Here is a 13385-nt window from a genome sequence, read left to right on the forward strand (position 1 = left end):
CGGAACACCCAAGGACTCTCATGCCCCGCACCCCGCTCACCACTTCGCTCGACGGCTACGAGGTCTGGTTCCTCACCGGCAGTCAGCACCTCTACGGCCCCGAGACGCTCGCGCAGGTCGCCGAGCAGTCGCAGGAGATCGCCCGCATCCTCGACGAGGCCGGCGAGGTGCCCGTGACCATCGTCTGGAAGCCGGTGCTGACGGATGCCGCAGCCATCAAGCGCACGGCCCTCGAAGCGAACGCCGACGACCGGGTCATCGGCCTGATCGCGTGGATGCACACCTTCAGCCCCGCGAAGATGTGGATCGCCGGTCTCGACGCGCTGCAGAAGCCGCTCGCGCACCTGCACACGCAGGCGAACGTCGAGCTGCCGTGGGCCGACATCGACTTCGACTTCATGAACCTGAACCAGGCGGCGCACGGCGACCGCGAGTTCGGCTACATCCAGACGCGCCTCGGCGTGCCGCGCAAGACCGTCGTCGGTCATGCGAGCGACCCGCGGGTGCGCCAGGAGATCGCGACGTGGCAGCGTGCGGCCGCCGGCCTCGCGGCATCCCGTTCGCTCAAGCTCGCCCGCTTCGGCGACAACATGCGCTTCGTCGCGGTCACCGAGGGCGACAAGACCGAGGCCGAGCTGCGCTTCGGCGTGCAGGTCAACACGTGGGGCGTGAACGACCTGGCGGATGCCGTCGCCGCGGCATCCGACTCCGAGATCGACGCCCTCGTGGCCGAGTACGAAGAGCTGTACGAGGTCGTGCCGGAGCTTCGTCGCGGTGGCGACCGCCACCAGTCGCTGCGCGACGGGGCCGCGATCGAGATCGGTCTGCGGACGTTCCTCGAAGAGGGCGGCTTCGGCGCCTTCACGACCTCGTTCGAAGACCTCGGCGCCCTGAAGCAGCTGCCGGGCCTCGCGGTGCAGCGTCTGATGGCCGAGGGATACGGCTTCGGCGCCGAGGGTGACTGGAAGACCGCGATCCTCGTGCGCGTCGCCAACGTCATGGGCGCGGGCCTGCCCGGCGGGGCGAGCCTCATGGAGGATTACACCTACGACATGACGCCCGGCGACGAGCTGATCCTCGGGGCGCACATGCTCGAGGTCTCGCCCTCGCTCACGACGGCGAAGCCGACCCTCGAGATCCACCCGCTCGGCATCGGCGGCAAGGAAGACCCGGTGCGTCTGGTCTTCACCGCCGACCCCGGCCCCGCGATCGTCGTCGCCCTCAGCGACATGCGCGACCGCTTCCGCCTCACCGCGAACGTCGTCGAGAACGTGCCCCCGCGCCAGTCGCTGCCGAAGCTGCCGGTCGGCCGCGCCGTGTGGAAGCCGCAGCCCGACTTCAACACCTCGGCCGCCGCCTGGCTGACCGCGGGTGCTGCGCACCACACGGTGATGTCGACCGCCATCGGGCTCGAGGCCTTCCGCGATTTCGCCGAGATGGCCGAGGTCGAGCTGCTCGTGATCGACGATGCGACCACCCTGCCCGAGTTCCAGAAGCAGGTCCGCTGGAACCAGGCCTACTATCGACTCGCGCAGGGGCTGTGATGACGGGAGCCGGCCGGCCGCGCTCGGGGCGTCAGCTGCGCATCACCGGGCACGGATACGACGCCGTGATCGCGAGCGTCGGCGCCTCGCTGCGACTGCTCGCATTCGAAGGACGCGACCTGGTCGTGCCCTTCGACGCCGACGAGGTGCGGCCCGGATACCGCGGCACCACCCTCGCACCGTGGCCCAATCGCATCGTCGACGGTCGCTACACGTTCAGCGGCGCCGAGCATCAGCTGGCCCTCACCGAGCCCGCCCGCGGACAGGCGCTGCACGGGCTGCTCGCCTGGGCGGAGTTCGAAGACCGACTGGTGCTCGACGACCGCGTCGTGCTCGCGGCCGTGATCGAGCCGCAGACCGGCTATCCGTTCCGCGTCGAGGTGGAGACCGAGTACCGCATCGACGGCGACGGCCTTCAGCAGACCGTCACCGCGCGCAACCTCGGGACGGATGCCGCGCCCTGGGGCACAGGGCCGCACCCGTATCTCGTCGCCGGACCCGATGGTCGGGTCGATGACTGGACGCTGACCCTGCCGGCATCCGAGGTGCTGACCGTCACCGACGACCGGCTGAGCCCGGTGGCGCTCGAGGGAGTGTCCGCGCATCCGCAGTGGGACTTCCGCGTTGCGCGCCCGATCGCCGACGTCTTCATCGACCACGCGTTCTCCGGCCTCGCCCGCGAGGGCGGAGTCGCCGAGGTGCGGGTGGTGACGGATGCCGGAAGCGGCGTCGTCATGACCTTCGACGAGCGCTGCCCGTGGGTGCAGGTGCACACGGCCGACAACCCCGGCATCGACGCGATCCATCGCATCGGCCTCGCGGTCGAGCCGATGACCTGTCCGCCGGACGCGTTCAACTCGGGGACCGACCTGGTCGTGCTCGAACCCGGCGCGACGCACGCAGCATCCTGGCGGATCGCCGCCGTCTGACGCGTGGCGGCCGGCCGAGTCGCTCGCGGCACGGTCGTGGCGCCGATGCGGGGCCAGTTCGGCATCCGGGACCCGGTGCGGGGCCAGTTCGGCATCCGAATGAGGCGTCTCCGGTGCGCAACTGGCCCCGCACGCAGGGTGCGGGTGCGGGTGCGGGTGCGGGTGCGGGTGAGGGTGCCGGATGTCGCGCCTGCGGACCGCGCCTCTCCGATCAGGCGAGTGCCGCGACCAGCGCCCGGGCTGCGGATGCCGACGACTGCGGGTTCTGGCCAGTGATGAGCAGTCCGTCGACGATGGTGTGATCGCTCCACGGGTCGGTCACGTCGATGTCGGCGCCGAGCTCGCGCAGAGAGGTCTCGAGCAGGAACGGCGCGCGGTCCGCGAGCCCTCCGAGGCGCTCCTCCTCGTCGGAGAATCCGGTGATGCGCCGTCCGGCGACGAGCGGCTCGCCCGCAGCATCGCGTGCGGGCAGCAGAGCCGCGAGCCCGTGGCACACCGCGGCCAGCGGACGTCCCGCCGCGACGGTCGCCGAGATGAGCGCCGCCGAATCGGCATCCACAGCGAGGTCCTGCATCGGTCCGTGCCCGCCGGGGTAGTAGACGGCCGCGTAGGCGGCGCCGTCGACATCGGCGAGCACCAGGGGAGTGCTGAGCCCCGGGATCTCCGCGAGCGCCGCGGCATCCCCGTCGCCGAGGCTCGACGCATCGGCGACCGGCTCGACACCGCCGGGTGTCGCGAACACCACGTCGTGCCCCGCGGCAGTGAGCAGGCGATAGGGGGCGAGCAGCTCTTCGGCCCAGTAGCCGGTGGGGTGCTCGGTGCCGTCGGACAGAGTCCAGGTGCGGGCGCCGGAGACGACGAAGAGGACGGATGACATGGATGCTCCCAAGGTTCGGACGACGGATGCCGTGCGGATGCGATATCCAGGACAACGGCCCGCCGCGACGAACAATTCCGATAGATTGCCGATATGAGCAATCGGAATTCCGATGGATTGCCCGACCTGGGGCTGTGGCGCACCTTCCTCATCGCGCACCGATCCGGGTCGGTGTCGGCGGCGGCGCGCAGGCTCGGACTCGCGCAGTCGTCGGTCACGACGCAGTTGCAGGCGCTGGAGGCGAGCGTCGGCGAGCCGCTCTTCGTCCGTCATGCCCGCGGCATCCGTCCGACGCCCCGAGCCGACGAGCTCGCCGCGCGGCTCTCTGGCCCGCTCGACGCGTTGGCGGATGCTCTCGGCACCCACCCGGCCCTCGAACCGCCGGTCATCCGCCTCGGCGGGGCGGGGGAGTTCCTGGCCGCCGTCGCCGCCCCGGCTCTCGCGAGTGCTGTGGCCGGCGGACTGCGGCTTGCGGTGACCACGGGCCTGGCCGACGACCTGCTCGATCAGCTGAGGGTCGGCAGCCTCGACCTGGTGATCTCCGCCGTGCGTCCTCGCGGACGGGCGCTGCCGAGCATGCCGCTGTTCGACGAGGAATTCGTGCTCGTGGCCTCGCCGTCGCTGAGCATCGACCCGTCTCCGGCCCTCTCGCCGGACGCTCTCGCGCACGTGCCTCTGCTGGCATACGACCGAGACGTCCCGATCGTCCGACGGTACTGGCGCCACGTGTTCGGCATCCGCCTCGACCGGGAACCTGCTCTCGTCTTCCCCGACCTGCGCGCGCTCGCCGCCGCTGCGGTTGCGGGGGCGGGCGTCACCGCCCTGCCGACCTATCTGATCGCCGACGAACTCGCCGATGGCAGACTCGTCGACCTGCGACCCACCGAGGATCCGCCGATCAACACGCTGTATCTCGTGCGGCGACCGGGTCCGTTGTCCGACGGGGTCGCGGCCGTGGAGAAGGCGCTGCGCGCCGCCGTCGCCGACCTCTGACGGCGGTGGCGGTGCGGGGTCAGTTTCGCATCTGGAGTCCGGTGCGGGGTCAGTTTCGCATCCACCATCCGGTGCGGAGTCAGTTTCGCATCGGACATCCGGTGCAGGGTCAGTTTCGCATCGGAAACGCCCGATTCGGATGCGGTAGTGGCCCCGCACAGATGCACTGCCCGGCCTCACAGATGTGCGGCCGCTCGCGCGCCGAACGCACACGACGGACGGATGCCGCACCCCACGGACGCACGCACCTCACGGACGCACGCGTCTCGCGGACGCACGCGACTCACGGATGCCGCACTTCACGGACGCATGCACCTCACGCACGCACCTCACGGACGCACGCACCTCATGCACGCACCTCACGGACGCACGACCTCACGGACGGATCGCACACGGCAGGTGCGGCAGACCCGATGCGGCAGTGGCGACCGAACCTCAGCGGTTGAGCCAGTGGCGCAGCGTGCGCGTGACCCAGGGCAGCACCCAGTAGGTCATGATCGGCGTGAGCACGACGGTCGTCGCGAGCACGCGCAGCCAGATCGGCAGCTCGTTCCAGCCGGGCACGGGGCTCAGCGCATAGGTGAAGGCGAGGTTCAGTGGGAAGAACCCGAGCCAGATCGACACGGCCTGCTTCCACCGCGGCGGAGTGCTGACCATCGCGACGGTGGTCGTCGAGCCGTCAGCGCGGGGGAGGGTGATGGTGTCGGTGGTCGGCTCGTCGAACCAGCCCTCGATGCCCGTGCGGCGGCGCACGCGCTCGCTGCGCACGAACTGCTCGCCGGTCGACTTCCACCACTCGCGCTCGCCCGACTGCTCCCACGCCACGAGCGACTTCTCGTCGGAGAAGCGGTACAACATGTGCCAGACATGCGAGTCCTCGCCGTCGCGCACCCAGCCGGATCCGAGGAACCCCGGGTATCGGTGCGCCAGATTCACGCCGGTCTGCACCCAGGCGGTGGCGGCGGCGACATGCTCGGGGTCGACCTCGCGGCGGATGGAGACAGTGATGGGTTCGCTGGACATGGTGGGGTCCTCGGAGAGAGCGGATCGCCCGGGTCACGGGCGCCTCGACGGTGGGGGATGCGCCGGGGTGCGGGCGCGTGTTCGATTGTATTTCGGATGCCGGGTGTCACCGGTCGTTTTTCGCCGCGCGCGAAGACGGCATCTCGGGGTGCATGCCCGATGCCGATGCCGATGCCGGGTGCCGGGTGCCGGGTGCCGGATACCGATGCCGGGTGCCGGGTGCTTCGGAAGGCCGAATGCGCCTGCGACGGCCGGATGCCGGGAATCCGGCCGTCGCGGGCGCGCATGGCCGAGGCTGGTGCAGGGCAGCGACGCGGCATCCGTCCCCGCACTCCGCGACAGGGTGAGAATAGGAGGCATGAGTACGCGCAGCGAAGCCGTCCTGATCGATGTCGTCCGCACTCCCGTCGGACGCGGCAAGTCGGGCGGCGCGCTCTCGGGTGTGCATCCTGTCGACCTCGCGGCGGGTGCTCTCGCCGCGATACTCGAGCGCAGCGGGCTCGAGTCGAGGCAGATCGACGACGTGCTGCTCGGTTGCGTGAGTCAGGTGGGGGACCAGTCGTCGAACATCGCGCGGCAGGCTGTGCTCGCCGCGGGTTTCGACGAGTCGATCCCCGCGACGACGATCGACCGCCAGTGCGGGTCCAGCCAGCAGGCCGTGCACTTCGCCGCCCAGGGGATCATGGCCGGCGCGTATGACGCGGTCATCGTCGGCGGCGTCGAGTCGATGAGTCGGGTGCCGCTCGGATCGTCTGCGGCCGGCGGGTCGCCGATGTCGCCTCGCCTGCGTGAGCGCTACCCCGAGGGACTCGTGAACCAGGGTGTCTCGGCCGAGCTGATCGCCCAGCGCTGGGGCATCGATCGCGCAGCGCTGGATGAGTACGCCGCCGAGTCGCACCGCCGCGCGGCCGCCGCGTGGCACGAGGGATTCTTCGACCGCACCGTCATTCCGGTCGCCGAGGCTCCGGATGCCGCGGGCGACGAGACCGTGCGCGCCGGCACGACGGCCGAGCGGCTCGGGGGACTCAGCCCCGCGTTCCGCACCGACGCTCTTGCCGCCCGATTCCCGGACGTCGACTGGCGGATCACTCCCGGCAACTCCTCGCCGCTGACCGACGGAGCATCCGCTGCGCTCGTGATGAGCGCCGAGCGTGCCGAACAGCTGGGACTCACGCCGCGGGCGAGGTTCCACGCGTTCACGGTGGTCGGCGACGATCCGCTCATGATGCTGACCGGCCCGATCCCCGCGACGCGGCGCATTCTCGAACGCACCGGACTGACGATCGATGACCTCGACGCCTACGAGGTCAATGAGGCCTTCGCGTCGGTGCCACTGGCCTGGGCCGCGGAACTCGGGGCGGATGCCGCCAAGCTCAACCCGCGCGGAGGCGCGATCGCCCTCGGGCACGCACTGGGCTCGTCGGGCACCCGCCTGCTCGGCACCCTGATCGACCACCTCGACGCGGTCGGCGGCCGCTTCGGACTGCAGACCATGTGCGAGGGCGGTGGCATGGCGAACGCCACGATCATCGAACGGCTGTAGGCCGGCATCCGGCATCCGGCATCCGGCATCCGGCAGCCGGCATCCGCTGTGCCCCTGCCGGGTCGATGCTCGCCGGACAGGACAGAGAAGACCCCCGCCGACCCGATTCGGCGGGGGTCTCTTCGGGAGCAGACGCTCACCGTATGCGCGGATGACGTGACTACCCGATCCGGTCTGAGTCTGTGTCCGCGCATCTGCAGTTGTAGTCGGCGAAAGTGTCCGGGCGGTGAACGCGGCGAGAAATCCTCCTCACCCGGGATTCGCGATCCTGGAAGCGTTTGCGACTTAAGGCCATCAGCAACATTCACATCCCTGACTTTTCGCCAGAACACTACTGCAAGCGCTTGCAGTCATAGACCCCGCCCTGCTAGCTTCACTCGCAAGCCTCCGGACACGTCGTCGTGTCCGCCGCCATCAGGGAGCATCATTTGTTCAAGTCGGCTCGGTCGAAGACGACCGCTTCACGTCCGCTCGCTCTACTCGCCGCCACCGCGCTCGTCGTCTCGGGCTTCGGCGCGGCCGGCACTCTCGGCGGCTCATCCGCCGCGGCGGCCGATCGCACCGTGGCTCTCGTGGGCTCGCTGCAGTCCGAGCTCGGCTGCGCGGCGGACTGGGCGCCCGACTGCACCGAGACCGAGCTCGAGCCCACGGGCGCCGAGGGCATCTACTCCGCCGAGTTCGAGGTCCCTGCGGGCACGTGGCAGTACAAGGTCGCGGTGAACGACGGCTGGGACGAGGCGTATGGGCTCGACGGCGGGGCCGACGACATCCCTCTGACCGTGGCCGGCCCGACGACCCTCCGCTTCACGTTCGACGACATGCTCAAGCGCGTCGGGCTCGAGGCCGCCGACCTGCGTGGCGGCTACACCTCCGACGATGAGGCGCTCATCGCGAGCCCGGCCCGACAGGCGGGTGCCGGCGAGCAGTTCTACTTCGTGATGACCGACCGCTTCGCGAACGGCGACACGGCCAACGACACCGGCGGTCTCGAGGGCGACCGGCTCACCACCGGTTTCGACCCCACGGACAAGGGCTTCTATCAGGGCGGCGACATCGCCGGAATCCGCGAGAACCTCGACTACATCGAGGGGCTCGGCACATCGGCGATCTGGCTGACGCCGAGCTTCGCCAACAAGCCGGTGCAGGGTGAGGGCGCCAACGCCTCTGCCGGCTATCACGGCTACTGGATCACCGACTTCACCCGCATCGACCCGCACCTCGGCACCAATGAGGAGCTGCAGGCGCTGATCGCCGACGCGCACGCCCGCGACATCAAGGTGTACTTCGACATCATCACCAACCACACCGCCGACGTCATCGACTACGCCGAGGGGCAGTACTCCTACATCGACCAGGCGACGAGTCCCTACACGGATGCCGCGGGTACGGCGTTCGACCCGGCCGACCACGCGGGCACCGACGGGTTCCCCGAACTCGACCCGGCGACGAGCTTCCCCTACACGCCGGTGATCGACGACAGCGAGGCCGACGTCAAGGTGCCGGCCTGGCTGAACGACCCGTCGCTCTATCACAACCGCGGAGACTCGACCTGGTCGGGGGAGTCGGTCACATACGGCGACTTCAGCGGACTCGACGACCTGATGACCGAGCACCCGACGGTGGTCAACGGCTTCGTCGAGGTCTACGACAAGTGGATCGACCTCGGCATCGACGGCTTCCGCATCGACACCGTCAAGCATGTGAACTTCGAGTTCTGGGAGAAATGGACGGCCGACGTCCTCGACTACGCGCACGAGAAGGGCAACGACGACTTCTTCATGTTCGGCGAGGTCTACGACGCCGACCCCGTGAAGCTCGCACCGTACGTGCGAGACACCGACATGAACTCGATCCTCGACTTCACGTTCCAGTCCTCCGCCGTCAGCTACGCGTCGGGCAATTCGGCCAAGGGCCTGCAGTCCCTGTTCGCGGGCGACGATCGCTACACGACACCCGACTCGTCGGCGACGGCACTGCCCACGTTCCTCGGCAACCACGACATGGGCAGGGTCGGATCCTTCCTCCAGACGACGGATGCTCCGCTCGAGCGCGACGAGCTGGCGCACGAGCTCATGTTCCTCACCCGGGGTCAGCCGGTCGTCTACTACGGCGACGAGCAGGGCTTCACCGGCCCCGGCGGCGACAAGGACGCCCGGCAGTCGCTCTTCGCCACCCAGGTCGCCGACTACGCGAATCAGAACCTCATCACCGGTGAGCAGGCCGGCTCGGTCGACCGCTATGCGACGGATGCCGCGCTCTACGAGCACATCGCCGCGCTGTCAGAGCTCCGGGAGTCGAACCCCGCGCTCAGCGAGGGCGCGCAGATCGAGCGGTACGCGGCGTCCGGTGCTGGTGTGTACGCGTTCTCCCGCGTGGATGCCGACGACAAGGTCGAATACCTGGTGGCCGTGAACAACGCCGCCACCGCGCAGACGGTCGACCTCACCACGCTGACCGCCGACGCCTCGTACGAGGTGCTCTACGGTGACGCCGCGTCCCTCGCCACGGATGCCGGTGCGGCCGCCTCGATCACGGTGCCGGCTCTGTCGGCGGTGGTCTGGAAGGCCGACTCGACCGTCACGGCGCCGTCCGAGGCGGCATCCGTCGAGGTCGTCGTGCCCGCCGCCGGAGCCGGTGTCACCGGACAGTCCGCGGTGCAGGCCGACATCGCCGATCAGTGGGCGCAGACGAGCTTCGCCTGGCGCGTCGTCGGCTCCGAGGAGTGGCAGGCGCTCGGCACCGCGGAGGACACCGACCCCCGCGTCTTCCACGACATCCGCGATCTCGCGAACGGCACGCTCGTCGAATACCGGGCCGTGACGACGGATGCCGCGGGCAACCACGCCGCAGCCTCGACGTACGCGTCGGTCGGCAACGCCGTGACGCTGGCGGCCGGCGAGGAGCCCGAGTCTCCGATCGACATGGTGACCGTGCCCGGCAGTCTCAACTCCGAGATGGGCTGTGCGGGCGACTGGGACCCTGCCTGCGAGAAGGCGAAGCTGACCCTGCGCGCCGACGGCGTATGGGAGGGGACCTTCGATCTGCCGGCCGGCGACTACGAGTACAAGGCCGCGATCAACGGCAGCTGGGCCGTCAACTACGGTGCGAACGGTGTGCCGGACGGCTCGAACGTCACGCTCACCCACGCGGGCGGGCCGATCACCTTCTACTTCGACCCGCGCACGAACATCGTGCAGTCCTCGGCCGACGGACCCATCGTGACGCTGCCGGGCTCTCTGCAGGACGAGCTCGGCTGCGCGGCGGACTGGTCTCCCGACTGCCTCGGCACCCTCATGGCCGACGGCGACCGCGACGGCGTCTACGAGTTCTCGACCGCCGACCTCCCCACCGGAGCCTACGAGCTCAAGGTGGCGCACGGCCTGAGCTGGGCTGAGAACTACGGCGCCGACGGAGTGCCGGGCGGCGCGAACATCTCGTTCAGCGCGGCCGAGGGCAGCGTGACGTCGTTCCGCTACACGCTGGCGACGCACGTCCTCGAGGTCGTGAGCGCGGACCCGCAGCTCCCCGGCGCCGGAGAGCAGCGCGCACAGTGGGTCGACGCCGAGACGATCGCCTGGCCGGCGACTCTCGGGTCTGTCGATAAGGCCGCCTATCAGCTGTACTCCTCGGCGGACGCTTCGCTCGCGGTGGCAGACGGCGACACCGCGGGTGGCGAGTCGATCGCGCTCGAGGTGATCGAGGGCGGCCTGACGAACGAGCAGCTCGCCCGGTTCCCCGCGCTCGACGGATACCTCGCCCTGCGGGTGACGGATGCCGATGCGGCGGCACTGCTGCGCACGCAGCTCGCGGTCGTCCAACGTGACGAGACGGGTGCGCCCTCCGCATTCACCGGCGTGCAGATCGCCGGGGTTCTCGACGATCTCTATGCCGCAGCCCTCGACGACGTCGACCTGGGCGTGACGTTCTCGGGCAAGAAGCCGACGTTCCGGCTGTGGGCGCCGACGGCGCAGAGCGCGACCCTTCTCACCTGGGACGAGGGCGCCGAGGGTGACCCCGCTCGGCACGAAGCCACGTGGGATGCGGCGTCCGGCGTCTGGTCGGTCGCGGGCGCCAAGGATCTCAAGGGCGACGAGTTCCTGTGGGAGGTCGTGGTCTATGCGCCGACGACCGGCGCGATCGAGACGAACCGGGTCACCGATCCCTACTCGACGGCGCTCACCCTGAACTCGCGGCGTTCGGTCGCCATCGACCTCGACGACAAGGCCTGGCAGCCGAAGCAGTGGCAGAAGGCCGAAGCGCCGGTCGTCGAGCGCGCGGTCGACCGGGCGATCTACGAGCTGCACATCCGCGACTTCTCGATCAGCGACGAGACGGTTCCGGCCGACGAGCGCGGCACGTACCTGGCGTTCACCCGCGACAGCGCGGGCACCGATCAGCTGAAGCAGCTCGCGGATGCCGGAATCAACACCGTGCACCTGCTGCCCTCCTTCGACATCGCCTCGATCGAGGAGGACCGCGCAGCGCAGGCGGTGCCCGACTGCGACCTCGCCTCGTTCGGCCCGGCCGACGCGGCACAGCAGGCGTGCATCCAGGCGGTCGCGGATGCCGACGGCTTCAACTGGGGCTACGATCCGTACCACTACTCGACGCCCGAGGGCTCGTACGCGGTCGACGCCGACGGCGGCGCCAGGGTCAGCGAGTTCCGGTCGATGGTCGGCGCTCTCCATGACATGGACCTGCAGGTCGTGCTCGATGAGGTGTTCAACCACACGGCGGCATCCGGTCAGGCCGAGAAGTCGGTGCTCGACCAGGTCGTGCCCGGCTACTACCACCGGCTGAACGCGGCCGGCGGCGTCGAGACCTCGACGTGCTGCCAGAACGTCGCGACCGAGCACCTCGCCGCGCAGAAGCTCATGGTCGACTCGATCGTGACCTGGGCGCGCGACTACAAGGTCGACGGCTTCCGCTTCGACCTCATGGGCCACCACTCGACGACGAACATGCAGGCGATCCGCGACGCGCTCGACGCCCTGACCCTCGCGAAGGACGGCGTCGACGGTTCGGCGATCCATCTGTACGGCGAGGGCTGGAACTTCGGCGAGGTGGCGGACGATGCGCTGTTCGAGCAGGCCACCCAGGGGCAGCTGGGAGGCACCGGCATCGGCACGTTCAACGACCGCCTGCGCGACGCCGTGCACGGCGGCAGCCCGGTCGACTCGTCGTCGACGTTCCGTCAGGGCTTCGGCACCGGTCTCGGCACCGACCCGAACGGCGATCCGATCAACGGCACGGTCGAGCAGGCGCTCGCCGACCTCGGCCACGAGACCGATCTCGTCAAGCTCGGGCTGGCGGGCAATCTGCGCGACTTCGAGTTCACCACGAGCGACGGCTCGGTCACGGCAGGAGAGGCGATCGACTATCGCGGCTCCGCGGCGGGCTATGCCGATCAGCCGGACGAGACGATCAACTACGTCGATGCGCACGACAACGAGACGCTCTACGACCTCTCGGTGCTCAAGCTCCCGGTCGACACGACGATGGCCGACCGCGTGCGGATGAACACGCTGGAGCTCGCGACTGTGACGCTCTCGCAGTCGCCGTCGTTCTGGCATGCAGGCACCGAGCTGTTGCGGTCGAAGTCCCTCGATCGCAACAGCTACAACTCCGGTGACTGGTTCAACCGCATCGACTGGACCGGTCAGGAGTCCACGTTCGGCTCGGGGCTGCCGACCGCGGCGGACAACGAGGAGAAGTGGCCGATCATGGCGCCGCTGCTCGCCGATCCTGCGCTCAAGCCGGCCGCGGCCGACATGGCGGCCGCAGAGGCATCCGCTCTCGATCTGCTGCGCATCCGCGACGAGGTCGATCTGCTGCGGCTCGGCTCGGCCGAGCTGATCCAGCAGAAGGTCACGTTCCCGAACGGCGGGGCGGGGGCGGCTCCGGGCGTGATCCTGATGCAGATCGACGACCTGACGGGTCCCGACGCCGACGCCGATCTCGACGGGGCGCTCGTCGCGTTCAACTCCTCTCCTGCGCCGGTCACGCAGACCGTCGCGGGCCTGGCCGGGCGTTCGTTCGCGCTGACCCCGGCTCAGGCGAACGGAGCGGATGCCGTGGTCAAGACCACGACCTGGGACGCCGCGACCGGCACCGTGACGATCCCCGCCCGGTCGGTCGCCGTGCTGGTCGACGACCAGGTGCAGCCGATCGATACGCGGGTGCGCGCCTCCTCCGACCTGCTGGTGAAGTCGGGCAAGAGCGCCACCGTGAAGGTCACCGTGGCGGCCGACGACGGCAGCGCGCCGGTGGGCACGGTGACGGTGCACGACCGCGGCAAGGTCGTCGCCACGGTCGAGCTGGCTCCCTCCGACAAGGGCAGGGTCACCGTGTCGGTGCCGAAGCTGAGCCGTGGGGTGCACCTGCTCACGGTCCGCTTCGACGGCACGGAGCCGTGGCAGGACTCCCGCAGCACGCGCAGCCTCCCGGTGATCGTCTACTGAGGTCGAGGCGAGGGG

The 13385-nt window shown here is 69.7% G+C and carries 7 protein-coding genes; 5 read left to right on the forward strand and 2 right to left on the reverse strand.

The window, feature by feature from the left end; genetic code table 11:
* The first annotated feature begins 20 nt into the window (after positions 1 to 20).
* Both araA and BEP68_RS17215 read left to right on the forward strand, forming a co-directional pair.
* Entirely contained in the window at positions 21 to 1544 is a 1524-nt protein-coding gene (gene araA / locus BEP68_RS17210; protein WP_187250689.1) for an L-arabinose isomerase, read from the forward strand.
* Complete coding sequence (locus BEP68_RS17215; RefSeq protein ID WP_187250690.1) at positions 1544 to 2473, forward strand: aldose 1-epimerase family protein; 930 nt, start codon at positions 1544 to 1546, stop codon at positions 2471 to 2473. The genes araA and BEP68_RS17215 overlap by 1 nt, the downstream gene beginning before the upstream one ends.
* Before the next feature lie 211 nt (positions 2474 to 2684).
* Here the strand turns inward: BEP68_RS17215 and BEP68_RS17220 are convergent, their stop codons facing one another.
* Positions 2685 to 3350, reverse strand: a complete 666-nt coding sequence (locus BEP68_RS17220) for a type 1 glutamine amidotransferase domain-containing protein (RefSeq protein WP_056280614.1) — start codon at positions 3348 to 3350, stop codon at positions 2685 to 2687.
* 93 nt (positions 3351 to 3443) lie between these two features.
* Here BEP68_RS17220 and BEP68_RS17225 point away from each other — a divergent pair, with 93 nt between their 5' ends.
* Complete coding sequence (locus BEP68_RS17225) at positions 3444 to 4343, forward strand: LysR family transcriptional regulator (RefSeq protein ID WP_187250691.1); 900 nt, start codon at positions 3444 to 3446, stop codon at positions 4341 to 4343.
* A 435-nt stretch (positions 4344 to 4778) separates the two neighbouring features.
* On the opposite strand, the gene BEP68_RS17230 is transcribed toward BEP68_RS17225, so the two are convergent.
* A complete protein-coding gene (locus BEP68_RS17230) occupies positions 4779 to 5366 on the reverse strand; it encodes an antibiotic biosynthesis monooxygenase (RefSeq protein WP_053097861.1) in 588 nt (195 codons plus the stop codon).
* 358 nt (positions 5367 to 5724) lie between these two features.
* Here BEP68_RS17230 and BEP68_RS17235 point away from each other — a divergent pair, with 358 nt between their 5' ends.
* Complete coding sequence (locus BEP68_RS17235; RefSeq protein ID WP_187250692.1) at positions 5725 to 6909, forward strand: thiolase family protein; 1185 nt, start codon at positions 5725 to 5727, stop codon at positions 6907 to 6909.
* Positions 6910 to 7337: 428 nt separating this feature from the next.
* Positions 7338 to 13370, forward strand: coding sequence for a pullulanase-type alpha-1,6-glucosidase (pulA, locus tag BEP68_RS17240; protein ID WP_187250693.1), 6033 nt, complete (start codon positions 7338 to 7340; stop codon positions 13368 to 13370).
* The last annotated feature ends 15 nt before the right edge of the window (positions 13371 to 13385 follow it).

The sequence above is a fragment of the Microbacterium sp. 4-7 genome, assembly GCF_014332665.1.
Lineage (GTDB): Bacteria > Actinomycetota > Actinomycetes > Actinomycetales > Microbacteriaceae > Microbacterium.

Excerpts from the sequence above, each read along its gene's own strand:
- BEP68_RS17220 (WP_056280614.1), bottom strand. The coding sequence starts at position 3,350 with ATGTCATCCGTCCTCTTCGTCGTCTCCGGCGCCCGCACCTGGACTCTG.
- BEP68_RS17230 (WP_053097861.1), bottom strand. The coding sequence starts at position 5,366 with ATGTCCAGCGAACCCATCACTGTCTCCATCCGCCGCGAGGTCGACCCC.
- BEP68_RS17215 (WP_187250690.1), top strand. The coding sequence starts at position 1,544 with ATGACGGGAGCCGGCCGGCCGCGCTCGGGGCGTCAGCTGCGCATCACC.
- BEP68_RS17225 (WP_187250691.1), top strand. The coding sequence starts at position 3,444 with ATGAGCAATCGGAATTCCGATGGATTGCCCGACCTGGGGCTGTGGCGC.
- araA (WP_187250689.1), top strand. The coding sequence starts at position 21 with ATGCCCCGCACCCCGCTCACCACTTCGCTCGACGGCTACGAGGTCTGG.
- BEP68_RS17235 (WP_187250692.1), top strand. The coding sequence starts at position 5,725 with ATGAGTACGCGCAGCGAAGCCGTCCTGATCGATGTCGTCCGCACTCCC.